Origin of the sequence: Streptomyces ficellus, assembly GCF_009739905.1 — a bacterium.
Lineage (GTDB): Bacteria > Actinomycetota > Actinomycetes > Streptomycetales > Streptomycetaceae > Streptomyces > Streptomyces ficellus_A.
In genome coordinates this window covers 5428230-5453742 of sequence record NZ_CP034279.1, presented here as the reverse complement: position 1 = coordinate 5453742, position 25513 = coordinate 5428230, and the positions used below count along the sequence as shown (strand labels likewise).

At 72.6% G+C, this 25513-nt stretch carries 29 protein-coding genes and 1 riboswitch; of the genes, 11 read left to right on the top strand and 18 right to left on the bottom strand.

Translation table 11 applies throughout. From position 1 onward, the window contains the following. Positions 1-29: 29 nt before the first annotated feature. The 5 genes from metF to EIZ62_RS24380 all read right to left on the bottom strand — a co-directional run bounded on the left by metF (position 30) and on the right by EIZ62_RS24380 (position 3851). Positions 30-947, bottom strand: coding sequence for a methylenetetrahydrofolate reductase [NAD(P)H] (gene metF / locus EIZ62_RS24400; RefSeq protein WP_156694828.1), 918 nt, complete (start codon positions 945-947; stop codon positions 30-32). A 122-nt stretch (positions 948-1069) separates the two neighbouring features. Continuing rightward, on the bottom strand, positions 1070-1720 hold the full coding sequence (thiE, locus tag EIZ62_RS24395) for a thiamine phosphate synthase (RefSeq protein WP_156694827.1): 651 nt from the start codon (positions 1718-1720) through the stop codon (positions 1070-1072). Between the two features lie 116 nt (positions 1721-1836). Continuing rightward, complete coding sequence (locus EIZ62_RS24390) at positions 1837-2202, bottom strand: Rv2175c family DNA-binding protein (RefSeq protein ID WP_073752235.1); 366 nt, start codon at positions 2200-2202, stop codon at positions 1837-1839. 61 nt (positions 2203-2263) lie between these two features. Beyond that, a complete protein-coding gene (locus EIZ62_RS24385; RefSeq protein WP_156696577.1) occupies positions 2264-3469 on the bottom strand; it encodes an NAD(P)/FAD-dependent oxidoreductase in 1206 nt (401 codons plus the stop codon). A gap of 40 nt (positions 3470-3509) precedes the next feature. Beyond that, positions 3510-3851 (bottom strand): avidin-fold protein, encoded by a 342-nt coding sequence (locus tag EIZ62_RS24380; RefSeq protein ID WP_156694826.1) that lies wholly within the window; start codon positions 3849-3851, stop codon positions 3510-3512. 50 nt (positions 3852-3901) lie between these two features. Next, a riboswitch (TPP riboswitch) is annotated at positions 3902-4015 on the top strand. Between EIZ62_RS24380 and thiO the strand changes: the two genes are divergently transcribed. The 6 genes from thiO to EIZ62_RS24350 all read left to right on the top strand — a co-directional run bounded on the left by thiO (position 4013) and on the right by EIZ62_RS24350 (position 9940). Continuing rightward, entirely contained in the window at positions 4013-5221 is a 1209-nt protein-coding gene (thiO, locus tag EIZ62_RS24375) for a glycine oxidase ThiO (protein ID WP_156694825.1), read from the top strand. (Overlaps the previous riboswitch by 3 nt.) After that, positions 5218-5418, top strand: coding sequence for a sulfur carrier protein ThiS (thiS, locus tag EIZ62_RS24370; protein ID WP_156694824.1), 201 nt, complete (start codon positions 5218-5220; stop codon positions 5416-5418). The genes thiO and thiS overlap by 4 nt, the downstream gene beginning before the upstream one ends. Positions 5419-5421: 3 nt before the next feature. After that, positions 5422-6216 carry a thiazole synthase gene (locus EIZ62_RS24365; protein ID WP_156694823.1) on the top strand — a complete coding sequence of 265 codons (795 nt, stop codon included), beginning with the start codon at positions 5422-5424 and terminating at the stop codon, positions 6214-6216. A gap of 224 nt (positions 6217-6440) precedes the next feature. Continuing rightward, complete coding sequence (gene pknB / locus EIZ62_RS24360; RefSeq protein ID WP_208828028.1) at positions 6441-8396, top strand: Stk1 family PASTA domain-containing Ser/Thr kinase; 1956 nt, start codon at positions 6441-6443, stop codon at positions 8394-8396. A gap of 6 nt (positions 8397-8402) precedes the next feature. After that, entirely contained in the window at positions 8403-9353 is a 951-nt protein-coding gene (locus EIZ62_RS24355; RefSeq protein ID WP_156694822.1) for a deoxyribonuclease IV, read from the top strand. A 74-nt stretch (positions 9354-9427) separates the two neighbouring features. Then, on the top strand, positions 9428-9940 hold the full coding sequence (locus tag EIZ62_RS24350) for a DUF4396 domain-containing protein (protein WP_156694821.1): 513 nt from the start codon (positions 9428-9430) through the stop codon (positions 9938-9940). Between the two features lie 6 nt (positions 9941-9946). Here EIZ62_RS24350 and EIZ62_RS24345 read toward each other — a convergent pair whose 3' ends face one another. Then, on the bottom strand, positions 9947-10579 hold the full coding sequence (locus EIZ62_RS24345) for a sulfite oxidase-like oxidoreductase (RefSeq protein ID WP_156694820.1): 633 nt from the start codon (positions 10577-10579) through the stop codon (positions 9947-9949). Positions 10580-10736: 157 nt separating this feature from the next. On the opposite strand from EIZ62_RS24345, the gene bfr reads away from it, so the two are divergent. Further along, positions 10737-11216: a bacterioferritin gene (gene bfr, locus EIZ62_RS24340; RefSeq protein ID WP_156694819.1), complete on the top strand. Its 480-nt coding sequence runs from the start codon at positions 10737-10739 to the stop codon at positions 11214-11216. A gap of 75 nt (positions 11217-11291) precedes the next feature. On the opposite strand, the gene EIZ62_RS24335 is transcribed toward bfr, so the two are convergent. Together EIZ62_RS24335 and EIZ62_RS24330 are read right to left on the bottom strand one after the other, a co-directional pair. Then, positions 11292-11558 carry a (2Fe-2S)-binding protein gene (locus tag EIZ62_RS24335; protein ID WP_156694818.1) on the bottom strand — a complete coding sequence of 89 codons (267 nt, stop codon included), beginning with the start codon at positions 11556-11558 and terminating at the stop codon, positions 11292-11294. Positions 11559-11743: 185 nt separating this feature from the next. Next, entirely contained in the window at positions 11744-13096 is a 1353-nt protein-coding gene (locus EIZ62_RS24330) for a class II 3-deoxy-7-phosphoheptulonate synthase (protein ID WP_156694817.1), read from the bottom strand. Positions 13097-13199: 103 nt separating this feature from the next. Between EIZ62_RS24330 and EIZ62_RS32975 the strand changes: the two genes are divergently transcribed. Together EIZ62_RS32975 and EIZ62_RS24320 are read left to right on the top strand one after the other, a co-directional pair. Next, complete coding sequence (locus EIZ62_RS32975; protein ID WP_071528813.1) at positions 13200-13256, top strand: trp operon leader peptide; 57 nt, start codon at positions 13200-13202, stop codon at positions 13254-13256. 117 nt (positions 13257-13373) lie between these two features. After that, on the top strand, positions 13374-15290 hold the full coding sequence (locus EIZ62_RS24320; RefSeq protein ID WP_156694815.1) for an anthranilate synthase family protein: 1917 nt from the start codon (positions 13374-13376) through the stop codon (positions 15288-15290). Between the two features lie 50 nt (positions 15291-15340). On the opposite strand, the gene EIZ62_RS24315 is transcribed toward EIZ62_RS24320, so the two are convergent. The 4 genes from EIZ62_RS24315 to EIZ62_RS24300 all read right to left on the bottom strand — a co-directional run bounded on the left by EIZ62_RS24315 (position 15341) and on the right by EIZ62_RS24300 (position 19184). Next, positions 15341-16369 (bottom strand): 6-phosphofructokinase, encoded by a 1029-nt coding sequence (locus tag EIZ62_RS24315; RefSeq protein WP_156694814.1) that lies wholly within the window; start codon positions 16367-16369, stop codon positions 15341-15343. A gap of 123 nt (positions 16370-16492) precedes the next feature. After that, complete coding sequence (locus EIZ62_RS24310) at positions 16493-17164, bottom strand: response regulator (RefSeq protein ID WP_208828026.1); 672 nt, start codon at positions 17162-17164, stop codon at positions 16493-16495. Next, positions 17161-18378: a MacS family sensor histidine kinase gene (gene macS, locus EIZ62_RS24305; RefSeq protein ID WP_156694813.1), complete on the bottom strand. Its 1218-nt coding sequence runs from the start codon at positions 18376-18378 to the stop codon at positions 17161-17163. Before macS ends, EIZ62_RS24310 begins: the two co-directional genes overlap by 4 nt. Before the next feature lie 47 nt (positions 18379-18425). Beyond that, positions 18426-19184: a lysophospholipid acyltransferase family protein gene (locus tag EIZ62_RS24300; RefSeq protein ID WP_156696574.1), complete on the bottom strand. Its 759-nt coding sequence runs from the start codon at positions 19182-19184 to the stop codon at positions 18426-18428. Between the two features lie 183 nt (positions 19185-19367). On the opposite strand from EIZ62_RS24300, the gene EIZ62_RS24295 reads away from it, so the two are divergent. Both EIZ62_RS24295 and EIZ62_RS24290 read left to right on the top strand, forming a co-directional pair. Further along, the gene (locus tag EIZ62_RS24295; RefSeq protein WP_156694812.1) at positions 19368-20174 is read left to right on the top strand and encodes an alpha/beta hydrolase; all 807 of its coding nucleotides are present in this window, start codon (positions 19368-19370) and stop codon (positions 20172-20174) included. Further along, positions 20167-20727: a hypothetical protein gene (locus EIZ62_RS24290; protein WP_156694811.1), complete on the top strand. Its 561-nt coding sequence runs from the start codon at positions 20167-20169 to the stop codon at positions 20725-20727. Before EIZ62_RS24295 ends, EIZ62_RS24290 begins: the two co-directional genes overlap by 8 nt. Positions 20728-20748: 21 nt before the next feature. Here EIZ62_RS24290 and EIZ62_RS24285 read toward each other — a convergent pair whose 3' ends face one another. The 6 genes from EIZ62_RS24285 to EIZ62_RS24260 form a co-directional block, all read right to left on the bottom strand. Then, complete coding sequence (locus EIZ62_RS24285; protein ID WP_156694810.1) at positions 20749-21507, bottom strand: endonuclease/exonuclease/phosphatase family protein; 759 nt, start codon at positions 21505-21507, stop codon at positions 20749-20751. A 73-nt stretch (positions 21508-21580) separates the two neighbouring features. Next, positions 21581-22522, bottom strand: a complete 942-nt coding sequence (locus EIZ62_RS24280) for an ROK family glucokinase (RefSeq protein ID WP_156694809.1) — start codon at positions 22520-22522, stop codon at positions 21581-21583. Positions 22523-22572: 50 nt separating this feature from the next. Next, the gene (locus EIZ62_RS24275; RefSeq protein ID WP_156694808.1) at positions 22573-23022 is read right to left on the bottom strand and encodes a DUF5304 domain-containing protein; all 450 of its coding nucleotides are present in this window, start codon (positions 23020-23022) and stop codon (positions 22573-22575) included. Between the two features lie 38 nt (positions 23023-23060). Beyond that, positions 23061-24185: an ArsA family ATPase gene (locus EIZ62_RS24270; protein ID WP_156694807.1), complete on the bottom strand. Its 1125-nt coding sequence runs from the start codon at positions 24183-24185 to the stop codon at positions 23061-23063. A 2-nt stretch (positions 24186-24187) separates the two neighbouring features. Continuing rightward, positions 24188-24637, bottom strand: a complete 450-nt coding sequence (locus EIZ62_RS24265) for an SRPBCC family protein (RefSeq protein WP_156694806.1) — start codon at positions 24635-24637, stop codon at positions 24188-24190. A gap of 64 nt (positions 24638-24701) precedes the next feature. Next, the gene (locus EIZ62_RS24260) at positions 24702-25469 is read right to left on the bottom strand and encodes a metallophosphoesterase family protein (protein WP_156694805.1); all 768 of its coding nucleotides are present in this window, start codon (positions 25467-25469) and stop codon (positions 24702-24704) included. Between the last annotated feature and the right edge of the window lie 44 nt (positions 25470-25513).

Genomic DNA, 25513 nt, shown 5'->3' with positions numbered 1-25513 from the left:
GCCACGAGGGGTGTGACGGGTACGGCCGGTCAGGACTGCTCGTGCAGTCCGAGATTCTCGTAGATCTCGAGCGTGGCGGTGGAGTTGTTGAGCGTGATGAAGTGCAGCCCGGGGACACCCTCGGACAGCAGCCGCGCGCAGAACTCCGTCGCGTACTCGATGCCAATGGAGCGTACAGCGGCCGGATCGTCCTTGACGGCGTGGATCCGTTCTTTCAGCTCGGGCGGGAAGTGGGCGTTGCTGAGCTGGGCGAACCGCTCGATCTGTTTGACGCTGGTGACCGGCATGATCTCCGGGATGATCGGCGTCTCACAGCCCTGGGCGGCGACGCGGTCGCGCAGGCGCAGATAGTCCTCGGGAAGGAAGAACATCTGGGTGATCGCGTAGTCCGCGCCGGCCCGGCACTTGTCCACGAAGTGCCGGATGTCCGTGTCCCAGTCGGTGGAACGGGGGTGCATCTCGGGGAAGGCGGCGACGCCGACGCAGAAGTCGCCCGACTCCTTGATCAGCCGCACCAGGTCCGCGGCGTACCGCACGCCCCGGGGGTTGGGGACCCACTCGCCCATGGGGTCGCCGGGCGGGTCCCCACGCACGGCGAGGATGTTCCTGATATCGGCGTCCGCATACTGGCCGATCATGTTGCGCAGCTCGGCGATCGTGTGGTTGACCGCGGTGAGGTGCGCGACGGGGGTGAGCGTGGTGTCGGCGGCGATCTCCTGGGTGGCCTTGACCGTCCCGGCCCTCGTCGACCCGCCGGCCCCGTACGTCACGGAGACGAAGCTGGGGGCCACCGCCTCGACCCGGCGCAGCGCGTTCCAGAGGTTCCGCTCGCCCTTCTCGGTTTTGGGCGCCCAGAACTCGAAGGAGTACGTCGTCTTGCCGGTCGCGAGCAGGTCACGCACCGTTCGCGCGCGATCTGTCCTGGTGGAAGGTGTGCCAAGGGCCATACGGGCAGGTTAGCCACGGGTCGGGCGTCACCCAACCAGAGCAGGGTAATTTGTCGGTATTGCCTGGTTGTTGTCCACGCCTTGGACACTCGTGGACACTTGGCGGCGTGCGCGGCGGCAGGTCAGGCGGAACGCTCCCGGACCCGCTTGGCCAGGGCGGCGGTGGCCGCGGCCGGGTCGTCGGCCTCGGTGATCGCCCGGACGACCACGATCCTGCGGGCACCGGCGTCCAGCACCTGGTCCAGATTGCCCGCGTCGATGCCGCCGATCGCGAACCACGGACGCCGCTGGTCGAGCGAGGCCGCGTACCGCACCAGGTCCAGCCCCGGCGCGTACCGCCCGGGCTTGGTGGGCGTGGGCCAGCACGGGCCGGTGCAGAAGTAGTCCACGCCGGGCTCGGCGACCGCCGCGTCCACCTCGGCCTCCCCGTGTGTGGAGCGGCCCACCAGCACGTCCTCGCCGAGGATGGCGCGGGCGGCCGGGACGGGCAGATCGCCCTGACCCAGGTGCAGCACGTCGGAACCGATGGCGTGCGCCACGTCGGCCCGGTCGTTCACCGCCAGGAGCGTGCCGTGGCGTCGGCAGGCGTCGGCGAACACCGACAGGTGCTCCAGCTCCTCGCCGGCCTCCATGCCCTTGTCGCGCAGCTGCACGATGTCCACGCCGGAGGCGAGCACCGCGTCGAGGAACTCGGGCAGGTCGCCCTGGCGCTTGCGCGCGTCCGTGCAGAGGTAGAGCCGGGCGTCGGCCAGCTGGGCGCGTGCGGTGGACATGAGGTGTTCCCCCCGTTGGTACGGCGGCGCCCGGGCCGGGAAGGAGCCTCCCCGGCCCGGGCACCGCCGGGTGTCGGTGTGCCGCCCGGCGTGCGCCGCCGGGGCGTTTCAGGACGTCAGACGGCGAGCGCCTGGGCGCGGCGCTTCACCTCCGTGCCGCGATTCTCGCTGAGCGCCTGCGCGGGCGTGCCCGGCAGGGTCGGGTCCGGGGTGAAGAGCCACTCCAGCATCTCTTCGTCGGTGAAGCCGTCGTCCTTCAGGAGCGTCAGGGTCCCGGCGAGACCCTTCACCACCTTGCCGTCCTTGATGAAGGCGGCGGGCACCTGGAGGGCCCGGTTCTCCCCGCGGCGCACGGCGATCAGCTGGCCCTCCTTGACCAGCTGCCGCACGCGCGTCACCTCGACATCGAGCATTTCCGCGATGTCGGGCAGGTGCAGCCAGGCGGGGACGAGAGCATCGATCTTTGCGTCAATCTCGGTCACGGGTCTAGCGTGCCATCCCGCACTGACAGTGGGTAGCCGGGCTACGCCGGACCGGCCGCCGCTACCCCCGGGCGGCCGACTTCAGCGGGACCGCCGGGTCCGCCACGAGCGCCGGGCCGAGCGGCGTCCCGGACTCGATGAGCTTGCGCCCCTGGGCCAGGTCGCGGGGGCGCCCCACGGCCAGCAGCGCCACCAGGGCCCCCTCCCGCAGCCACACCACCGACCACGCGGCCTCGGCCGGGTCGCCGCGCCACACCATCGCGTCGGCCGCCGCGTGATGGCCCGCGTACTGCACGAACCGCCCGAACTGCTCCGACCAGAAATACGGCACCGGGTCGTACGGGCGCGGGCTCTCACCGACCACGGCGGCGGCCACCGTACGGGGACCCTGAAGGGCGTTGTCCCAGTGGTGCACCATCAGCCGCTCGCCGTAGCGGGCGGAGGGGAACGAGGCGCAGTCGCCCACCGCGTACACGTCGGGCACGGACGTGCGCAGGTGGTCGTCGGCGACGATCGCGCCCTCCGGGCCGAGGGCGACGCCGGAGCCGGCCAGCCAGTCCGTGGCGGGCCGGGCGCCGATGCCGACGACCACCGCCCCGGCGGGCAGCAGCCGGCCGTCCTCCAGGGCCACCTCGCCCGGTTCGACGTGCCCCACGCGCGCGTGCGTCAGGAGGTCGGCGCCGCTCTCCGCGTACCAGTCGGCCATCGGGCGGGCGACCTCGGCGGGCAGCGCGCCGGCGAGCGGACGGCCGGCGGCCTCGACGACGGTGACCGCGCAGCCCGCCTCCCGGGCGGCCGTGGTGAACTCGGCTCCGATCCATCCGGCGCCGACCACCACCACGTCGTGCTTCTCCGCGAGGACGGGCCGCAGCCGCTCGGCGTCGTCCAGGGTGCGCAGCAGGTGGACGCCGCGCACCCCCTCGGCGCCGGGCAGCGCCAGGGGCCGGGCACCGGTGGCGACGACCAGGACGTCGTACGGGACGGGCCCGTCCTCGGTGTCCACCTCGTGCGCGCCGGGCCGCAGGGCGGTGACCTCGACGCCCAGGCGCAGGCCGATGCCGAGCGCCTCGAAGTCCACGTCGAACGCCGATCCCTCGGCCGTGCCCAGGAGGACCGCCTTGGACAGCGGCGGCCTGTCGTACGGCTGGTGCGGTTCGGCCCCGATCACCTGCACGGCACCGGTGAAGCCCTGCTCGCGCAGCGCCACGGCCGTCTGCACCCCTGCCATGCCGGCGCCCACGATGACGACGCGCCGCTCTGCTTCCATCCGCTCGTTCACCCGCCCACCTTATGCAGCTGAAAATACGTCAGGAAGGGGGTTCCTCCACCACGCTGGTACCGCTGCCCTCCTGGGACTCCCATTCCCAGGTCTCCTCCAGCCGGACCCGGCCGTCCGGCAGGTCGACGACCGTGGACACGCAGTGCCCCGACGCCGTGCTCCCGTCCCGCTTCAGCTGGACGTACCGAAAGTCGAGGCGATCTCCCTCACGGGTCCCCAGGAGGTGACCGCGCACCACGTCACCGCCCGCGTAGTCGGCCCAGATCCGGCCGTCCTCCTCGTGGTACGCGAACCGGGTCGCCGTACCGACCTGGCCGGGCGCCTGGTCCGCGACCGGCGAGAGGACGAGTCCGTCGAGCGACCGCGCCACGGTGAAGCTCCCTTACTGCGGGTTGCCGGGTGGGGTTAGTCTGGCCACCGTAGAGCACTCGCGGGAGCCCGGACGCACCGGGCTGAGAGGGAGGCTGGGACGGCCTCCGACCGTACGAACCTGATCCGGGTCATGCCGGCGAAGGGAGGGGCTGGACGCCCATGCATCCACGTACGTCAGACGTCCTCGTCGTCGGGGGCGGAATCATCGGCCTGGTCACGGCCTGGCGGACGGCGCAGCGCGGCCTGCGGGTCGCCGTCGTCGACCCCGAGCCGGGCGGCGGGGCCGCGCAGGTCGCGGCGGGCATGCTCGCCGCCGTCACCGAACTCCACTACGGCGAGGAGACGCTCCTCGGGCTCAACCTGGAGTCGGCCCGCCGCTACCCGCGGTTCGTCGCCGAACTCCGGGAGGCGTCGGGCGGGATGGACGTCGGCCACCGCTCCTGCGGCACGCTCGCCGTCGCCCTGGACGCCGACGACCGCGCCCACCTGCGGGAGCTGCACGCCCTGCAGCAGCGCTCCGGCCTGGAGTCGCAGTGGCTCACCGGCCGCGAGTGCCGGCGCCTGGAGCCGATGCTGGCACCCGGTGTGCGGGGCGGTCTGCGGGTGGACGGCGACCACCAGGTCGATCCGCGGCGCCTGACGGCCGCCCTGGTGGCCGCGTGCGAGCGGTCCGGGGTCACGGTCCACCGCGCCTGGGCCGAGCGGCTGGTGGTGTCCCGGGAGCGGGCGGCGGGAGTGGTGCTGGACGACGGCACGGAGCTCGCCGCCGGCCAGGTCGTCCTCGCGGCCGGCAGCCTCAGCGGCCGGCTCGGCGGCGTGCCGGACGAGGTGCTGCCGCCCGTACGCCCGGTCAAGGGCCAGGTGCTGCGGCTGTCCGTGCCGCCCGCGTACGCGCCCTTCCTGAGCCGTACGGTCCGGGCGGTCGTCCGCGGCAGCCACGTGTACCTGGTGCCCCGCGAGAACGGCGAACTGGTCGTCGGCGCGACCAGCGAGGAGCTGGGCTGGGACACCACGGTCACCGCGGGCGGGGTGTACGAGCTGCTGCGCGACGCGCACGAGCTGGTGCCCGGCATCACCGAGCTGCCGTTGACCGAGACCCGCGCGGGGCTGCGGCCCGGCTCCCCCGACAACGCGCCCCTGCTGGGCCCGACCGCGCTGCCCGGCCTGCACCTGGCGACGGGTCACTACCGCAACGGGGTGCTGCTGACCCCCGTCACGGGGGACGTGATGGCCACCGTGCTGACCACCGGGGAACTCCCCGAGGAGGCGCGCGCCTTCGCCCCGGCCCGTTTCGGGTCCGCGTCCCCCGCCACCTCCGCCTCCCCCGCCTCCTCCTCACCGTCCCTCTCTCCGGCAGGAGTGTCATGAACGTCTCCGTCAACGGCGAGGCCCGGCGGCTCGCCGCCCCCACCACCCTCGACGCCCTGGTCGCCACGCTCACCTCGGCGCCCTCCGGGGTCGCCGCCGCGGTCAACGAGACCGTCGTCCCGCGCGGCCAGTGGTCCGGGACCCTCCTCGGCGAGGGCGACCGGGTCGAGGTCCTCACCGCGGTCCAGGGGGGCTGAGCCATGGCCGACGACCGTCTCACCATCGCCGGGACCACCTTCGACTCCCGGCTGATCATGGGCACGGGCGGGGCGCCCAGCCTCGACGTGCTGGAACGCGCGCTCACCGCGAGCGGCACCGAGCTGACGACCGTGGCGATGCGCCGCCTCGACCCGACCGTGCGGGGGTCCGTGCTGTCCGTCCTCGACCGGCTCGGCATCCGGGTGCTGCCCAACACCGCGGGCTGCTTCACGGCCGGCGAGGCGGTGCTGACGGCCCGGCTCGCCCGGGAGGCGCTCGGCACGGAGTGGATCAAGCTGGAGGTCGTGGCGGACGAGCGGACGCTGCTGCCCGACCCGATCGAGCTGCTCGACGCCGCCGAGACGCTGGTCGACGACGGCTTCACGGTCCTGCCGTACACGAACGACGACCCCGTGCTGGCGCGGAAGCTGGAGGACGTCGGCTGTGCGGCGATCATGCCGCTCGGCTCGCCCATCGGGTCGGGGCTCGGCATCCGCAACCCGCACAACTTCCAGCTGATCGTGGAGCACGCGCGCGTGCCGGTGATCCTGGACGCGGGTGCGGGCACGGCCTCCGACGCGGCGCTGGCGATGGAGCTGGGGTGCGCGGCGGTGATGCTGGCCTCGGCGGTGACGCGGGCGCAGGAGCCGGTCCTGATGGCCGAGGCCATGCGGCACGCGGTCGAGGCGGGCCGCCTGGCGCACCGGGCCGGCCGGATCCCGCGCCGGCACTTCGCCGAGGCCTCGTCCCCGGTGGACGGCCGGGCGGCCCTGGACCCGGAGCGACCGGCGTTCTGACCCCGGCCTCAGGGGGCGGCGGCTGCGGGGGGGGGTGGCTCGCCCCGAGCGCGTTCCGGGCACCGGCGCGGCGGCCGGGCGCGGCTCGGTGGCATGCCAGGTCGGCGGGCGGGTAGGGGCCCGGGTTCGGCGGTGGCCGTGGGGTGTTACAGGTCGGCTGCAGTCCAGGCCGGGGCGGGGGCGGGGCGGCCGGGGTGTCGGTACGGGCTCGTAGACTCGGCCGGGTGGATACGACCCTGCACGACCCCCTCGTCGGCCAGCTGCTCGACGGCCGCTACCGGGTCGACGCGCGCATCGCCGTCGGTGGCATGGCCACGGTCTACCGGGCCGTCGACACCCGGCTCGACCGCCTGCTCGCCCTGAAGGTGATGCACCCCGCCCTGGCGACCGACGCGACGTTCGTCGAGCGGTTCATCCGCGAGGCCAAGTCCGTGGCGCGGCTCTCGCACCCCAACGTGGTCGGGGTGTTCGACCAGGGTGCCGACGGGGCGTACGTGTACCTGGCGATGGAGTACGTCGCCGGGTGCACCCTCCGCGACGTGCTGCGCGAGCGCGGGGCGCTCCAGCCGCGGGCGGCGCTCGACATCCTGGAGCCCGTCCTCGCCGCGCTGGGGGCGGCGCACCGCGCCGGGTTCGTCCACCGGGACATGAAGCCCGAGAACGTCCTGATAGGGGACGACGGCCGGGTCAAGGTCGCCGACTTCGGGCTCGTCCGCGCGGTGGGCGCGGCCACGAACACCACGGGGTCCGTCCTTGGCACCGTGTCGTACCTGGCGCCCGAGCAGATCGAGCACGGCACGGCCGACACCCGCGCGGACGTCTACGCCTGCGGAATCGTCCTGTACGAGATGCTGACGGGTGCCAAGCCCCACGCGGGCGACACGCCCGCCCAGGTCTTGTACCAGCACCTGAACGCGGACGTTCCGCCCCCGTCCGCCGCCGTTCCCGGCCTCGCCGCCGAGCTGGACGACCTGGTGGCGAGCGCCACCGCCCGCAACCCCGAGGTGCGCCCGCACGACGCGGTGGCCCTGCTGGCCCAGGCGCGGGAGGGCCGGGCGCTGCTCGGCGACGACCAGCTCGACCTCGTTCCGCCGCGTGCCGGCTCGCCCGCGGACGAGGCCGCCGGCAGCGGTCCGGAGGACGCCACCAGCGTGATCGCCAGGGCCCTGCCCGGTGAGGACGACGGCGTCCAGCGCACCAGCCGGCTGGCCACCCCTCCGCAGCCGGGCCCGGAAATCGGCCAGGTGCCGGAGCCGGCGGGCCACCGGCCCGCCCGTGGCCCGATCGGGGGCGCCCGTCGCGGTCTGCTCGCCGCCGTCGTCGCCGTACTGCTCGTCCTGGGCGTCGGCGGGGGCGTCTGGTACATCAACTCGGGGCAGTTCACGAAGGTCCCGACGGTGCTCGGACAGACCCAGGCGGAGGCGGAGAAGCGGCTCACCGACGCGGGGCTGGACGTGAAGGGCGTCAAGCGCGACTACAGCAGCGCCTACAAGCGCGGCACCGTGATGGCCGCCGACCCCGCCCCCGGCGACCGCATCCGGGGCAACGGGTCGGTGACCCTGACCGTCTCGCGCGGCCCGGAGATCGTGAAGGTGCCGAACCTCAAGGGGCTGCCGCTCGCCGACGCCAAGCGCGACCTGGCCAAGGCCGGTCTCGCGCCCGGCAAGATCACCCGGGCCTTCAGCCAGGAGTCCGAGCAGAACACGGTGATCAGCACCGACCCGAAGGCGGGTACGGAACGCAACCCCGACTCCGCGGTCTCCCTGGTGGTCAGCAAGGGCGCCCCCGTCGACGTCCCGGGTGTCACCGGCGAAACGGTCGAGGACGCCACCCGTACGCTGGAGGAGGCCGGGCTCACCGTGAAGGTCGCCTCCGCGCGGGTCCACTCCCCCGAGGACGCGGGCAGCGTGGCCGCCCAGTCCCTCGCCGAGGGCAAGCAGGCCGCCAAGGGCGACACGATCACGCTCACCGTCTCCAAGGGCCCGCGCATGGCCGACGTCCCGGACGTCACCGGCAAGAACGTGGACGACGCCACGCGCGAGCTGGAGGGCGCCGGCTTCAAGGTCGAGGTCGAGAAGAAGTTCCCGTTCCTCGGCGACACGGTGGCCAGCCAGTCCGTGAACGGCGGCGAGCAGGCGCCCGAGGGCAGCACCATCACCATCACGACCAAGGGACTCTAGACACCCATGCTCCCCCACGATCCCGGCTCCACCCCTCGATCAGGGAGCGCCCGCACGCCCGACGGCACCCGCACGCCCGACGGCATCCGTTCGTCCGGCGGCACCCGCAACCCCGTAGGCAGCCATGTCCCCGTGGCCGGCGGCCTGGCGAAGACCGGTCTCACCTACGCCCGCGAGATCGGCGCCGAGGCGGTCCAGGTCTTCGTCGCCAATCCGCGCGGATGGGCGACGCCCGTCGGCAACCCGGTGGAGGACGAGCGGTTCCGGGAGGAGTGCGCCGCCGCGGGCGTACCCGCGTACGTCCACGCCCCCTACCTGATCAACTTCGGTTCCCACACCGAGGCCACCGTCGAGTTCTCCGTGGCGTCCCTGCGCCACTCGCTGCGGCGCGCCCGGGACATCGGAGCGCTCGGCGTGGTCGTCCACACCGGTTCGGCGACCGGTGGCCGTCCCCGGCAGGAGGCGCTGGACCAGGTGCGCACGCACATGCTGCCGCTGCTGGACGAGCTGGACCACGACGACGACCCGTTCCTGCTGCTGGAGTCGACGGCCGGACAGGGCTCCTCTCTCTGCTCCCGCACCTGGGACTTCGGCCCCTACTTCGAGGCGCTCGACGCCCACCCCAGGCTGGGCATCTGTCTGGACACGTGCCACATCTTCGCCGCCGGGCACGACCTGACCGGCGACCACGGCGTACGGCAGACCCTGGACCTGCTCGTCGGCACGGTCGGCGAGAGCCGGCTGAAGCTGATCCACGCCAATGACTCGATGGACGTCGTCGGCGCCCACAAGGACCGTCACGCCAACATCGGCGCCGGTCACATCGGTGAGGACCCGTTCCGTGAGCTGATGCGCCACCCGGCGACGGAGGGCGTGCCGCTGGTGATCGAGACGCCGGGCGGCAAGGAAGGGCACGCGGGTGACATCGAACGGTTGAAGAAGCTCCGGGACAGTTGAGGAATACCCCAGGGGGGTATACGGTTCCTGTCATTGACAGGAACCGCTACCGCCACATGACCCCGGGGGCTCTCATGCAGCACGACGGTCACACTCAGCACGGCGAGCACGCGCACCACGGCGACCACGCCGCCCAGCACGAACACCACGGCAAGGTGAGCTGGTCCATGGCCGCGCAGGCCACGCTGCACTGCCTCACCGGCTGCGCCATCGGCGAGGTCCTCGGCATGGTCATCGGCACGGCCCTGGGCTGGGGCACCGTGCCCACGATGGCCCTCGCCATCACCCTGGCCTTCTTCTTCGGCTACGCGCTCACCCTGCGCGGCATCCTGAAGGCCGGTGTCGGGTTCAGGACCGCCTTCCGGGTCGCCCTGGCCGCCGACACGCTGTCGATCGCCGTCATGGAGCTGATCGACAACGGCGTCCTGGCCCTGTGGCCCGGCGCCATGGACGCGCACCTCACCGACGGGTTCTTCTGGGGCGTCCTCGCCTTCGCGCTCTTCGCCGCATTCGTCATCACCACACCCGTGAACAAGTGGATGATCGGCCGCGGCAAGGGCCACGCGGTGGTGCACCAATACCACTGAGGGGTATCAGAGCTCCGGGCCGTCCCCCGGTTCCTCCTGGTACGAGTACCGCTGCTCCGTCCACGGATCGCCGATGTTGTGGTAGCCGCGCTCCTCCCAGAAGCCCCGGCGGTCGGCAGTCATGTACTCCACGCCCCGGACCCACTTGGGCCCCTTCCAGGCGTACAGGTGCGGAACGATGAGCCGCAGCGGGAAGCCGTGCTCCGCGGTGAGCAGCTCACCGTCCTTGTGGGTGGCGAAAATCGTTCGGTCCGAGGCGAAGTCGGAGAGCCGCATGTTGGCGCTGAACCCGTACTCCGCCCACACCATCACATGAGTGACACCCGCGGCCGGTGGCGCGGTCTCCAGGATCGTCCGGGCCGGGACCCCACCCCATTCGGCCCCCAGCATGCTGTACTTCGTCACGCAGTGCAGATCGGCCACGACGGTCGAGAACGGCAGCGCCGAGAACTCCTCATGGTTCCAGCAGTGCTTGTCACCGCCGGCCGTGGCGCCGAAGACCCTGAACTCCCAGCGATCCGGCTTGAACTTGGGGACCGGCCCGTAGTGGGTGACCGGCCAGCCGCGCTGCAGCCGCTGTCCCGGCGGAAGCTCGGACTCCCCTGCTGCCCGATGTTCCCCGCTCCCTGGCTGACCCATGACTCAATGGTGACAGACAGGGAAGGGTGGTCATGACACTGGCACGAGGCAGATTCGGGCAACTCCTACTAAGCATGCACTTACTGGACGCTCCCCTCCAGCGGTGCGAGGATGCGCGGCATCTGCCCCTTTCACACGCGCGGAAGGAGCCTCTGCGATGCAGGGCGACCCCGAGGTCATCGAGTTCCTCAACGAGCAGCTCACGGCCGAGCTGACGGCGATCAACCAGTACTTCCTGCACGCGAAGATGCAGGAGAACTTCGGGTGGACAAAGCTCGCCAAGTACACCCGTGCGGAGTCCTTCGACGAGATGAAGCACGCCGAGGTCTTGACCGACCGGATCCTCTTCCTGGACGGCCTGCCGAACTACCAGCGGCTGTTCCACGTCCGCGTCGGCCAGACCGTCACGGAGATGTTCCAGGCGGACCGCCAGGTGGAGGTCGAGGCGATCGACCGGCTGAAGCGCGGCATCGAGGTCATGCGTGCCAAGGGCGACATCACGTCGGCGAACATCTTCGAGTCGATCCTGGCCGACGAGGAGCACCACATCGACTACCTCGACACGCAGCTGGAACTGGTCGACAAGCTCGGCGAGGCGCTCTACATCGCCCAGCTCATCGAGCAGCCCGACAGCTGAGCGGCCCTGACAGCCGAGCGGCCGGACAGCTGAGGCGCCGGACAGCCGAGCGGCCGGACAGCTGAGGCGGCGGCCTTACGCGGCTTCGGGCAGCTCGGCGAGTTCCGCGGCCGGGACGGTCGCGGCGGCCGCGAGAGCGGGCTCGCCCTGGTCCACCAGCTCCCGCCGGGGGCAGTTGCCACGACCGAGGATGGACTGGATACGGCGTACGCAGGATCCGCAGTCGGTGCCGGCCTTGCAGGCCGAGGCGATCTGGCGGGGCGTGCAGGCGCCGGCGTCCGCGTGTTCCTTGACCTGCTTCTCGGTGACACCGAAGCACGAGCAGACGTACACGCGGTTCACCTCCCTGCGGGGCTCGACGGGATCGACAATCTCGCAACCCCGCCCTGATCGGTGAGGCTAACCTAACCTTACCCGGCGGCGCCGGCGCGGAAAAGCCCGGCGTACGCCGATGGGGCGCGGATCACATGGATCCGCGCCCCATCGGTACGTCAAGGCGACTTCTCGCCAAAATCAACTGGCTTGGATCACTGGTTGCGGTACATCTCCGCCACCAGGAACGCCAGGTCCAGCGACTGGCTGCGGTTGAGCCGCGGGTCGCAGGCCGTCTCGTAGCGCTGGTGCAGGTCGTCGACGAAGATCTCGTCGCCGCCGCCCACGCACTCGGTGACGTCGTCGCCGGTCAGCTCCACGTGGATGCCGCCCGGGTGCGTACCCAGCGCCTTGTGGACCTCGAAGAAGCCCTTGACCTCGTCGAGCACGTCGTCGAAACGGCGCGTCTTGTGGCCGGAGGCGGCCTCGAAGGTGTTGCCGTGCATCGGGTCGGTGACCCAGGCGACGGTGGCCCCGGAGGCGGTGACCTTCTCGACCAGCTCGGGGAGCTTGTCGCGGACCTTGTCGGCGCCCATGCGGACGATGAAGGTCAGCCGGCCCGGCTCACGGTCCGGGTCGAGGCGGTCGACGTACGTGAGCGCCTCGTCGACCGTGGTGGTCGGGCCGAGCTTGATGCCGATCGGGTTGCGGATCCTCGACGCGAACTCGATGTGCGCGCCGTCCAGCTGGCGGGTGCGCTCACCGATCCACACCATGTGGCCCGACGTGTCGTACAGCTGCCCCGTCCGGGAGTCGACGCGGGTCAGCGCCGACTCGTAGTCGAGCAGCAGCGCCTCGTGCGACGCGAAGAACTCCACCGTGCGGAACTCGGCCGGGTCGGTACCGCAGGCCTTCATGAAGTTCAGCGCGTTGTCGATCTCGCGCGCCAGCTGCTCGTAGCGCTGGCCCGACGGCGACGACTTCACGAAGTCCTGGTTCCAGGCGTGCACCTGGCGCAGGTCGGCGTAGCCACCGGTGGTGAAGGCGCGCACCAGGTTCAGCGTCGAGGCCGACGCCTGGTACATGCGCTTGAGCCGCTCCGGGTCCGGGACCCGCTCCGCCTCGGTGAAGGCGAAGCCGTTGACGGAGTCGCCGCGGTAGGTCGGCAGCGTCACCCCGTCGCGGGTCTCGGTCGGCTTGGAGCGCGGCTTGGAGTACTGGCCCGCGATCCGCCCCACCTTCACGACGGGGACGGACGCGGCGTACGTCAGCACGGCGCCCATCTGGAGCAGGGTCTTGAGCTTGTTACGGATGTGGTCGGCCGACACGGCGTCGAATGCCTCGGCGCAGTCGCCGCCCTGGAGCAGGAACGCCTCGCCCCTGGCGACGGCTCCCATCCGGGCGCGCAGCTGGTCGCACTCGCCCGCGAAGACGAGCGGCGGATACGACTCGAGGTCCGCGATCACATCGCGCAGAGCCTCGGCATCGGGGTACTCGGGCTGCTGCGCCGCGGGAAGGTCTCGCCAGGTGTTGCCACCGGTTGCGGTGGGCTTAGCGTTCACGGTCACGTGCACAACCTTACGGGGTGTTCCCATTCGTCCATCTGGGCGCTCACCTGATGAGACGAGAAATCCCGGGGATTCCCGGGATTCCTGGGGTAGGGTGCGGCTCATGTTCGCGCACTCGACCCAGAACTGGTGGTGGACCGCTCATCCGGCGGCCCACTGACTGCGCGTACGACGATCATCACGCGAAGGCCGCCCGGGGGGCGGCCTTCTTCCGTTTGCACGGGCCGTTCCTCTCCACCTGGATCCACCTGGACCACCACCGGAAGGAACGCCGCACATGGAATGCGATCGGGAATTCGATCGGCGATTCGATCTCAGCCGGCTGCTCGACGAGACCGGCCCGCCCTTCGCCCTGCTGCGCCGCCGCACCCCGGGCCGCGACCACGACACCGTCGAGGTGCTGATCGGAGCCGTCCACGAGGCGCGGCGCCTGGCCGAGATCCCCGTCGGCGACCGCCCCACCCTCGCCCTGGTGCCCTTCCGTCAGCTGCGGGAGCGCGGCTTCGACGTCCGGGACGACGGAACGCCGCTGTCCGTGCTGGTCGCCGACGAGACGTACGAGGTGCCACTCGACCGGGCGCTGGAGCGACTTCCCGGGCACGACGTGACCGTCGAGGACGGCGCCTTCGACGTCCCGGACGAGGAGTACGCGAAGGTCGTGCGGCGCGTCATCGACGACGAGATCGGGCGCGGCGAGGGCGCGAACTTCGTGATCCGCCGCACGTACGAGGGGCGGATCCCCGGCTTCGGGCGGCGGGACGCGCTGGCGCTGTTCCGGCGGCTGCTGGCGGGCGAGCGGGGCGCGTACTGGACGTTCGTGGTGCACACCGGGGACCGCACCCTGGTGGGGGCGAGCCCCGAGGTGCACGTACGGATGTCGGGCGGCACGGTCGTGATGAACCCGATCAGCGGCACGTACCGCTACCCGGCCGGCGGGCCGACCCCCGAGGACCTGCTGGGCTTCCTCGCCGACCGCAAGGAGACCGACGAGCTCTCCATGGTCGTGGACGAGGAGCTGAAGATGATGTGCACGGTCGGCGACCGGGGCGGGGTGGTGGTCGGGCCACGGCTGCGGGAGATGGCGCACCTCGCGCACACCGAGTACGAGCTGCGGGGCCGCACCTCGCTGGACGTGCGGGAGGTGCTGCGGGAGACGATGTTCGCGGCGACGGTCACCGGGTCGCCGGTGCAGAACGCCTGCCGGGTCATCGAGCGTCATGAGCCCGCCGGGCGGGACGGGGCCGGCCGCGGCTACTACGCGGGCGCCCTCGCGCTCCTCGGCACGGACGCGGGCGGGGCGCAGACCCTGGACTCGCCCATCCTGATCAGGACCGCCGACATCGCCGCCGACGGCCGGCTGCGCGTCCCGGTCGGCGCCACGCTCGTACGGCACTCGGACCCGGCGGGCGAGGTCGCCGAGACACACGCCAAGGCGGCGGGGGTCCTGTCGGCGCTCGGGGTGCGCCCCGGGCGGCCGCCCGAGGAGGCGGTACGGCCCCGGCTGGCCGACGACCCGCGGGTGCGGGCCGCGCTGGACGCCCGCCGGGCCGACCTGGCGCCGTTCTGGCTGAAGATGCAGGAGCAGCCGGCCGAGACGGCCGGGCATGCCCTGGTGGTCGACGGCGAGGACACGTTCACCGCGATGCTCGCGCACCTGCTCCGCGCCTCCGGCCTGCGGGTCACGGTCCGCCGGTTCGACGAGCCGGGGCTGCGGGAGGCGGCACTCGCGCACGAGGGCCCGGTGGTGCTGGGCCCCGGGCCCGGTGACCCCGGCGACCCGGACGACCCGAAGATGCGCTCCCTGCGGGCGCTGGCCGCCGATCTCGTACGCGGGCACCGGCACGGGCTGCTGGGCGTGTGCCTGGGCCATGAGCTGATCGCCGCCGAGCTGGGCCTGCCGATCGTGCGCAAGGCGGTGCCCTTCCAGGGCGCGCAGGTACGGATCGACCTGTTCGGTACGGAGGAGACGGCCGGCTTCTACAACAGCTTCACGGCCCGGTGCGACGGGGAAGCGGCGGCCGGGCTGGCGGCGCACGGCGTCGAGGTGAGCCGCGACCCCGCGACCGGCGAGGTGCACGCCCTGCGCGGCCCCGGCTTCGCGAGCGTCCAGTTCCACCCCGAGTCGGTACTCACCCTGCGGGGCGCGTCGGTCGTCCACGACCTCATGCGGGAGCTGGCCACGACACGGGGCTGAGACCCGCGGCGGAAGGGTGGGGTGCGGGCCCCACCTCCCCGCCCGGTTCCTCAGCCGAAGAAGACGCCGACCTCCGCGTAGAGCTTCGGGTCCACCGTCTTCAGGCGCGCGGTCGCCTCGCCGAGAGGTACGCGGACGATGTCCGTGCCGCGCAGGGCGACCATCGTCCCGAAGTCACCGTCGCGCACCGCGTCGATGGCGTGCAGGCCGAAGCGGGTGGCGAGCCAGCGGTCGAAGGCGCTCGGGGTGCCGCCGCGCTGGACGTGGCCGAGGACGGTGGTGCGCGCCTCCTTCCCGGTCCGTTTCTCGATCTGCTTGGCGAGCCATTCGCCGATCCCCGACAGCCGCACGTGGCCGAAGGAGTCCAGCGTCCCGTCCTTGAGCACCATGTCGCCGTCCCGGGGCACGGCGCCTTCGGCGACGACGACGATCGGGGCGTACGACGCCCGGAAGCGTGAGGTCACCCAGGAGCAGACCTGGTCCACGTCGAACCGCTGCTCGGGGATGAGGATGACGTTGGCGCCGCCCGCCAGGCCGGAGTGCAGGGCTATCCAGCCGGCGTGACGCCCCATCACCTCCACGACGAGGACCCGCATGTGGGACTCGGCGGTGGTGTGGAGGCGGTCGATCGCCTCGGTCGCGATGCCGACGGCCGTGTCGAAGCCGAAGGTGTAGTCGGTGGCGGACAGGTCGTTGTCGATGGTCTTCGGTACGCCGACGCAGGGGATGCCGTGCTCGCCGCTCAGGCGTGCGGCGACACCGAGCGTGTCCTCGCCGCCGATGGTGATCAGCGCGTCCACGCCGTGTCGGGCGAGGGTGTCCCTGATGCAGCGGACACCGTCCTCCGCCTGAAGCGGGTTGGTGCGCGAGGAGCCGAGGACGGTGCCACCGCGCGGCAGGATGCCCCGCACGGCGGGGATGTCCAGGCGTACGGTGGCGTCGTCCAGAGGGCCGCGCCAGCCGTCCCGGAAGCCGGTGAAGGAGTAGCCGTACTCCTGGACGCCCTTGCGGACGATGGCGCGGATGACCGCGTTGAGACCGGGGCAGTCGCCGCCGCCGGTCAGCACTCCGACCCGCATGGATACTTCCCTTCGCCGTCGATCGGGACGATGGAGCCGTACACGGGTCACGCTAGTGGTGACCCACGTCACTCCGGGACGGGACGAAAGGTGAATTCCGGGTGGGCGTAGGAGAGTTACGCGTCAGGCGTCGTCCAGGCCTCGCTCTATCGCGTACCGCACCAGCTCGACGCGGTTGTGGAGCTGGAGCTTGCCGAGGGTGTTCTGCACGTGGTTCTGGACGGTGCGGTGCGAGATCACCAGGCGCTCGGCGATCTGCTTGTAGCTCAGGCCCTTGGCGACCAGCCTCAGCACCTCGGTCTCCCGCTCGGTGAGCTGCGGGGCCTTCGGGTCGTCCGGGCCGGCGGCCGGCAGCGGCTCGGAGGCGAGGCGGCGGTACTCGCCGAGGACGAGGCCCGCCAGGCCAGGCGTGAACACCGGGTCCCCGGCGGCCGTGCGCCGCACGGCGTCGATCAGCTCCGCCGTGCTGGCCGACTTCAGCAGGTATCCGGTCGCGCCGGACTTCACCGCCTCCAGCACGTCGGCGTGCTCGCCGCTGGCGGAGAGCACCAGCACCCTGAGCGCGGGGTCGGCGCCCACCAGCTCCTTGCAGACCTGCACGCCGGGCTTCGCCGGCAGGTTCAGGTCGAGGACCAGCACGTCGGGGCTCACGGCGCGGGCGCGGCGCACGGCCTGCTCGCCGTCGCCGGCCGTGGCGACGACGTCGAACCCGGCCTCCGCCAGGTCGCGGGCGACCGCGTCCCGCCACATCGGATGGTCGTCGACGACCATCACCTTGATCTGCTGCTCGCTCATGTACCCGCCTTCCCCCGTGTCCCCTTCGGGACCTTCAGTTCCACTTCCGTGCCCTGCCCCGGCACCGAGACCAGCTCGGCGGTGCCGCCCAGGTCCCGGAGCCTGCCGCGAATGGACTGCGCGACACCGAGCCGCCCCTCGCCCTCCGCCTGCGCGAGACGCCCGTCCGGTATGCCCGGCCCGTCGTCCCGCACCGTCACGATCACCTCGTCCGTCCAGTCCTCCACCAGGATCCAGGCCCTGGCGTCCTCACCCGCGTGTCTGTGGACATTGTCCAGGGCGGCACTGACAGCGGCCGCGAGTTCCCTCGCCGCCGCGGGCGCCAGCAGGACCGGAGCTCCCGGTTCCGAGAAGGTGACCCGGGCCCCAGCGTGCGGGGCGAGCAGGGTGCGCAGGTCCGCCGGGCCGCCGGGCGGGCCGTCGTCGGGTTCCTCCACCTCGCGGACGACGGCGCCCAGCGACTCGTCCTCCGAGACGTGCGAGGTACGGGTCAGGCCGCCCGTGACCAGGGTGCGCAGCGCCACCTCCTGCTCCCCCGCCATCCGGCCCAGCTCGGCGGCCTCGCCGCCCAGGGCCGTGCCCCGGCGCTGGACCATGGCCAGCACCTGGAGGACGGAGTCGTGGATGTCTCGGGCCAGCCGCTCCCGCTCCCGGGTGGCCGCCTCGATCTCCAGGGCGCGCGCGAGGGTCCGCTCGGACGCGCGGGCGACCTCGACGACGTACCCGATCGCGATGGAGGCCACCCACACCAGCAGCACGTTGTGCAGTGTGTCCCGGCTGGGGTCGCCGCGCTCGACGATGTTGGCGACCGCGACCAGGGACGACGCGAACGCCGCCCAGCGCCAGCCGCCCTTGATGGCGTACGCCAGGACCGAACCGGCCGTCCAGATGCTCGGCAGCGTCGGGCCGTCGAACGTCTGGGCGTGCACGTCGGCGAGCGGGGTGAGCAGGATGCCGGTGAGCGCGACGGTCAGGTCCGCGACCAGGAACCGCCTGGTGCAGGCGACGGCGCCGGCCACCTTGGGCAGGGTGGCCAGCGTCCAGACGGACATGACCGCGAGGAACGCCACGGCCACCCAGGGGCGCTCGAACTTCTGCCGGGTGAAGACGAACAGGAGCACCGCGTACACCAGGGTGAGGACCCGGTACGCGGTCAGCGCCCGCCACAGCGGCTGCTCGACGGACATGCGGACGACGCGCTCGCGCTTGGCCAACTCCCCCACCCCATGGACGAACGGCGCCCTTGTGCGCCGGACTGCGGTTACGCCCCCGACGGGCCGCTCTGGGCCTTCGCCGCGTCCTTGGCCGCCTCCTTGGCGGCTTCCTTCGCCGCCTCCTTGGCGGCCTTCTCCGCGTCGGCGATCTGCCGCTTGGCGGCGGTCGCGTAGATGTCGACGTACTCCTGGCCCGACAGCTTCATGATCTCGTACATCACCTCGTCGGTGACCGAGCGCAGGATGAACCGGTCGCCGTCCATGCCCTGGTAGCGGCTGAAGTCCAGGGGCTTGCCGATCCGGATGCCCGGGCGCATCAGCTTGGGGACGACCTTCCCCGGCGGCTGGATCTTCTCGGTGTCGATCATGGCGACCGGGATCACCGGCGCGCCCGTGGCCAGCGCCACGCGCGCGAGGCCACCGGGCTTGCCCCGGTAGAGCCGCCCGTCCGGCGAACGGGTCCCCTCCGGGTAGATGCCGAAGAGCTCACCGCGCTCCAGGACCTCGATACCGCTCTTGATCGCGGCCTCGCCCGCACCGCGCGCACCCGAGCGGTCCACCGGCAGCTGGCCGACGCCCTTGAAGAACGCGGCGGTGAGCCTGCCCTTCACGCCCGGCGAGGTGAAGTACTCCGCCTTCGCGATGAACGTCACCTTGCGGTCCAGGACCGCCGGCAGGAAGAAGGAGTCCGAGAAGGAGAGGTGGTTGCTCGCGAGGATCGCCGGCCCCTCGGCGGGAATGTTCTCGAGGCCCTCCACCCAGGGCCTGAAGGCGAGCTTCAGGGATCCTCCGATGGAGAACTTCATTGCGCCGTAGATCAACTCGAATGCCTCCTGTGTTCCGTCGATCAGACCTTAACCCGAGCGGCGGCCCCGCTCCCGCCCCCGGCCGTGCGGGGGCCGCGACGGACCTGGTCGGTGTCAGCCCGGTCGCGTACGGTGAAGTACACCTTCCCGAGACCCATCGAACCCCCCGAACAGGAGACCCCGGTGCCGGTCCTCCCTGGAGCCGAGCCGTACCGCCACGAGGGCGGAGAGGTCGGCGTGCTGCTCTGTCACGGCTTCACCGGTTCGCCGCAGTCGCTGCGCCCCTGGGCCGAATTCCTGGCCGAGCGCGGCCTGACCGTGTCGCTGCCGCTGCTCCCCGGGCACGGCACCCGCTGGCAGGACATGCAGGCCACCAGCTGGCAGGACTGGTACGCCGAGGTGGACCGGGAGCTGCGCGTCCTGCGCGAGCGGTGCCGGGACGTCTTCGTCTTCGGCCTGTCCATGGGCGGGGCGCTGGCGCTGCGGCTCGCCGCCAGGCACGGCGACGCGGTCCGGGGCCTGGTCCTGGTGAACCCGGCGAACAAGGTGCACGGCCTCGCCGCCCACGCGCTGCCCGTGGTGCGCCACCTGGTGCCCTCGCAGCCCGGCATCGCGAGCGACATCGCCAAGGAGGGCGTCACCGAGCTGGCCTACGACCGGGTGCCGCTGCACGCGGCCCACTCGGTGCGCCAGTTCTTCCGGATCGTGGACGCGGAGCTCCCGCAGGTCACGCAGCCGGTGCTGCTGCTGCACAGCCCGCGGGACCACGTCGTGCCGCCCGCCGACTCGGCGCGGATCCTCGGCCGGATCTCCTCCACGGACGTCAAGGAGATCCTGCTGGAACAGAGCTACCACGTCGCGACGTTGGACCACGACGCGGAGCGGATCTTCGAGGAGAGTCACGCGTTCACCGGCCGGCTCGCTCCGGGCGCCGGCCCAGTGGGGTCCCCCATGCCGGAGGGCCGGGGAGGGAGCACGACCGGTGGCTGAACAGCACGACTCGGACAAGCGGGACGAGCAGCCGTTCGACGAGGAGGCGGCCTGGGCGGCGATCGTCGCCGGGTACGGCGAGGAGCCGGCGGATCCGCCGGGCGCCAAGCCGTTCAAGCCGATCGAGGACCTGGCCCTGCCCGCGGACGACGTCAACGAGGTGCCGGACGGCCCGTCGGCGGAGGCGGAGAAGCCGGACAAGCCGCTGGGCAGCTCCGTGGTGTTCGCCCCCGGCGTGGGCGCGGCGGGCCCCCGGGACTACGACGTGGCCGAGGCGAAGGACGACGACCTCGACGAGACGGACGAGGGCCACTTCGTACCGCCGGAGCCGCCGCCGCTGCCCGAGGCCGACGCGACCGCCAAGTTCGCCTGGCTCGGGGTCGTCGGCGGCCCCGTGCTGATGCTGCTGGCCGTGGTCCTCGGATGGGACATGACCTGGTGGCTCACCACGCTGTGCATCGGCGGCTTCCTGGGCGGCTTCGCCACCCTGGTGGCCCGGATGCGGGTCGGCGACGACGAGGACGACGACCCGGGCCGCGGCGCGGTGGTGTGAGCGGCCGGGCTGCCGCCCCGGTCAGTTCGCCGGCACCCTCAGGGCCGCGAGGACCGGGAGGTGGTCCGTGGCCGCGCGCAGGTCGGCGCCGTCGAGGCCCGGCACGTCCCGCGGGCGCGGGACGCCGCAGCCCAGCACCTCGATGCCCTTGGTGGCGAAGACCGCGTCGATCCGCTTGTGCGGGTCGGCCGGGTTCCAGGTGTGCTCGCCGCCCCAGGGGCGGACCGCCCAGCAGTCCTGGAGGCCGTCCGCCAGCCGCTGGAAGGAACGTCCGCCGGGCTGCTCGTTGATGTCGCCGGCCGCGATCGCGTGGGGCGTGTCCAGGGCGGCCAGCCGGTCCAGGAGCATCCCCGCCTGGTCGTAGCGCTCCCGCGCCTGGAGGCTCAGGTGGCAGCCGAGCAGCCCCAGCCGGGCGCCCCCGATCCGTACGACCGCGGTCGCGAAGCCCCGCCGGTGCAGCCCCGGGGTGAGCGGCAGCAACACGTCCTCCGTGCGCTCGACCGTCGCCCGCAGCGAGCACATCAGCAGCGGACCGGCCGCGGTGGCGCCCCCGCTCAGCGTCACCAGCTCGCTCTTCGCCGCCAGCCGGGCGGCGTGCTTGCGCCAGCGGAAGAAGCGGGGCGCCTCCTGGACGAAGACGAGGTCCGGCGCGCAGGCCCTGATCACCCGGGCCAGGGCGTCCTCGTCGTCCCGCATCGAGCGGATGTTGTAGCTGAGCACCCGGACCACGGCGGAACCGTCCGGCTCGGTGCGCGAGTTGGGCAGCTCGGTGATCGGCATACGAGCACGATATGACGGTGCCCGCCGCATCCGGGTGAGGACGCGGCGGGCACCGTCGTGACGAGCGGGGGCGTCAGCCCTGGCGAGCCAGGTCGGCCGCGCCGACCAGCCCGGCCTCGCCGCCGAGCTGCGCGGCGACCACCTGGGCGTGCGGCCGCCACTGGCCGCCGATCAGCCAGCGGCGGAACGACTTGCGGATCGGGTCGAGGACCAGGTCGCCCTCGTCCGAGACGCCGCCGCCCACGATGAACGCCGACGGGTCGAACAGCGACGCCAGGTCGGCCAGGCCCGCGCCGGCCCAGCGGGCCAGCTCGCGGAACGAGTCGACGGCCACCGGGCAGCCCTGGCGGGCGGCCGCGGAGATGTGCTTGCCCTCGATGCCGGCGGGCGTCCCGTCGCCGAGGCCGAGCAGGATCGTGGCGTTCTCGGGGGTGGCGTTGGCGCGCTGCTTGGCGTACCGCACGAGGGCGCGGCCCGAGGCGTACTGCTCCCAGCAGCCCTGGCTGCCGCAGCCGCACAGCAGGCCGTCGGGGACGACCCGGATGTGGCCGAACTCGGCGGCCACGCCGAAGCGGCCGCGGCGCAGCTTGTTGCCGATGATGATGCCGCCGCCGAGCCCGGTGCCCAGCGTGATGCAGATGACGTCCTCGTGGCCCTTGCCCGCACCGAACTTGTACTCGCCCCAGGCCGCGGCGTTGGCGTCGTTCTCGACGACCACGGGGAGGCCGACGCGCTGTTCGACCTTGTCCTTCAGCGGCTCGTGGCGCCACTGGATGTTGGGCGCGAACAGGACGGTGGCGCGCTTGTCGTCCACGTACCCGGCGGCCCCGATGCCGACCGCCTCGATGTCGTGACCCTTGCCGGCTTCGGACACCGCGGCGCAGATCGCGTCGACGATGCCTTCGGCGGTCGGCGGCGTGGGCACCTTGTGGTCGTCGAGGATCGTGCCCTCTTCGTCGACCACTCCGGCCGCGATCTTCGTGCCGCCGATGTCGACGCCGATGGTGAGTCCCATGTGTCCCTCAGTTTTCGGTCGAGCCCCGCTACGGCCAACCGTACCCGGTGTCAGTCCAGGTCGATGTGCTCGGTGGGTCCCGGACCGTCGTCGTCCCTCTTGTCCCCGGCGGACGGGTCGCCGGGGGGCGGGGCGTCCGGGCCGCGGGTCCAGCGGCGCTCCTGGCCCTCGACCGCGGAGCGGTAGGCGGCGAGCAGTTCGTTGCCGGCGGCGGCGAGGTGGTCGAAGACCTGCGGGTTGCGCTCGATGACGGGCTCGACGGCGGCCTTGGCCTGGCTGACGAACTGCTGCACGGCGTCCTGGGCGCCCATGCCGAGCAGCGGGGTGCGCAGCGAGGCGACCTTGTCGGCGACCGCGTCGACGAGCTTGCGCAGCTCCTCGGCGGCGGTGCCGGGCGGCGGGCCCGCGGTCCCGCGGCGGCGGGCCTTCTCGGCGGCCAGGTCCTCGGCGCAGGCCTTCGCCCAGGCGTCGGCGTCGGGATGCTGGGTGGCATCGCTCATGGCGTACTCCTGCGGCAGCGCGGGTGGTACCACCGACGTTACCGCGTGCGGGGCCACACATCGGGGTCGGGGGCGAAGCGGACGCCCAGCGTCCCGTCGTCGAGGCCCGCCCCGGTGACGGTGCAGCGGCGCAGGGCGGACGGCAGGGGGACGACGCGGCGGAACGGGCCGGTCGTCAGGACGAGTTCGTCGCCGCGGCGGACGAGGCCGAGGTCCTGCTTGGTGGCGCCGGGCAGGGGGATGCGCCACACCAGGACGCCGTCGTCCTCGCGCCGGTCCTCCACGGTCCAGTCCGGGGCGGGGGCGGGCGGGACGGGGGGCGGGTCCAGCGGGGCGAGGTCGTCGGCGGTGCGGGGATCGCGGCCGAGGTGCGGCAGCTCGTGCGCCTCGCCCAGCGCCTTGAGGTGGGCCTGCTGCTGGGCGGCGAGGCCGGAGAGCCAGGGGTCGGGGGACGTGGTGGGCAGCATCCGGTTGGCGACGACCGGCTCGACGGCGAGGCGGTGCAGGGCGAGGCCGGTGCGGGCGGTGCGCAGGGCCTCGGCGGCGGCCGGGCCCGGTTCGGCGACCAGGCGGACGGTGGTGGTGGGGGCCTCCATCAGAGCCTGTACGGCGGCCAGCTCGGTGTCCCAGCGGGCGGCGGTCTCGTACAGCCACGCGGCGGGCATGGGGACGCCGGCGAGCTGGGCGAGCATCGGCCGCAGCGCACGGGCGGCCTGCCGCTCGGGCGGCAGGAGCCGGCGCAGGTAGCGGCGCAGCTGCTCGGGCAGGCCGAGGACGGCCACGGCGTCGGGCAGGGGCGGCAGGTCGGCGACCACGAGGTCCCAGTCGCCGGCGGCGGCGTCCCGCAGGGCGCGCAGCAGCGCGAACCGGTCGCTGCCGGGCAGCTCGGTGAGCTCCTCGTCGGCGAGCGGGGTGGCGCCGAGCAGCCCGAGGGCGGCGGCGGCGCGGTCCTGGAAGGCGAGCATCTCGGCGCGGAAGTGGGCGCCGGAGTGGACACGGCGGACGACGGGCCCGCCGTCGCCCGCGAACCAGTCGTCGGGCACCGCCCGGTCGCCGGTGAGGAACAGGACCCGCTGCCCGCGCCGCGCCCCACCGAGGGCGGTCGCGGCGGCGACGGTCGTACGCCCGGCGCCGCCGGGGCCGGTGACCAGGACGGTGCGCAAGGTCAGCCCTTGCGCGGGGATTCGACGCGCTTCTTCAGTCCGGCCAGGGCGCGGTCGATGATGACCTTCTCGGCCTTCCGCTTGATCATGCCCAGCATGGGGATCTTGACGTCCACGGTCAGCTGGTACGTCACCTCGGTGCGGGCGCCGCCGGCCAGCGGCCGCAGGCGGTAGGAGCCGTCCAGGGCGCGGAGCATCTGGGACTTGACCAGCGTCCAGGACACCTCGTCGTCGCCGGTCCAGGTGTACGCCAGGGTGTGGTCGTCCTTGATCGCGCCGGCGTCCAGCAGCAGGCGGACCTTCTCGGCGCGGCCGGCGGCGTCCTTCTCCAGGACCTCCGCCTCCTTCACCTCGCCCGTCCACTCCGGGTAGCGCGCGAAGTCGGCGATCACTCCCATGACGTCGGCCGGTGCCGCCTCGATCTCGATGCTCGAGCTGGTGTGTTCCGCCATCGCCGTGGCTCCTCCAGTGCGGTACCGGTTCCTGTAGGGGTGAAGGCTATCGCGTGGGCGCGGCTCACCATTCCAGGGCCCAGGGCCTCCCGGTCGCCGCGAAATGCCCCACGTTCACGCACTCGGTCGACGCCACCCGCATCCGCCGCACCAGCGGCTGGTGGACGTGGCCGAAGAGCGCGTACCGGGGCCGGGTCCGGCGGATCGCGTCGAGCAGGGCCCGGCTGCCGCGCTCGAAGCGGCGCGCGACGGTGTCGTACGTCAGCTCCGGCACGTCCGGCGGGATGTGCGAGCACAGCACGTCGACCTCGCCCAGCGCCTCGACCTTGGCCGCGTACTCCTCGTCGGAGATCTCGTGGGGCGTCCGCATCGGGGTGCGCAGCCCGCCGCCGACGAAGCCGAAGACGAGGCCGCCCAGCTCGACGCGCTGCCCGTCCAGGACGGTGGTGCCGGGGCCGGCGTACTCGTGCCACAGGGACGGTATGTCGACATTGCCGTAGGTGGCGTACGTCGGGGTGGGGAACGCGGCGAACAGGGCCGCGTACTGCCGGCGTACGGCCTGGTCGATGGCCGTGTCGCGGTCCACGTCCAGCTCCGCCCACAGCCGGCGGCCGAACTCGCGGGCCTGGTCGAAGCGGCGGGCCGTGCGCAGCTCCACGATCCGGTGGGCGTTCCGGACGCCGAAGAGGTCGGGGAAGATGCCGCGCGAGTGGTCGTGATAGTCCAGGAAGAGCACCAGGTCACCGAGGCATATGAGGGCGTCGGCACCCTCGCCCGCGGCTGCCAGGTCCTCGGCGTTCCCGTGCACGTCGCTGATCACGTTGACCCTCATGGCCACCCACCCTAGGCGGTCGGACCTGCGGTTACTTCCACCTC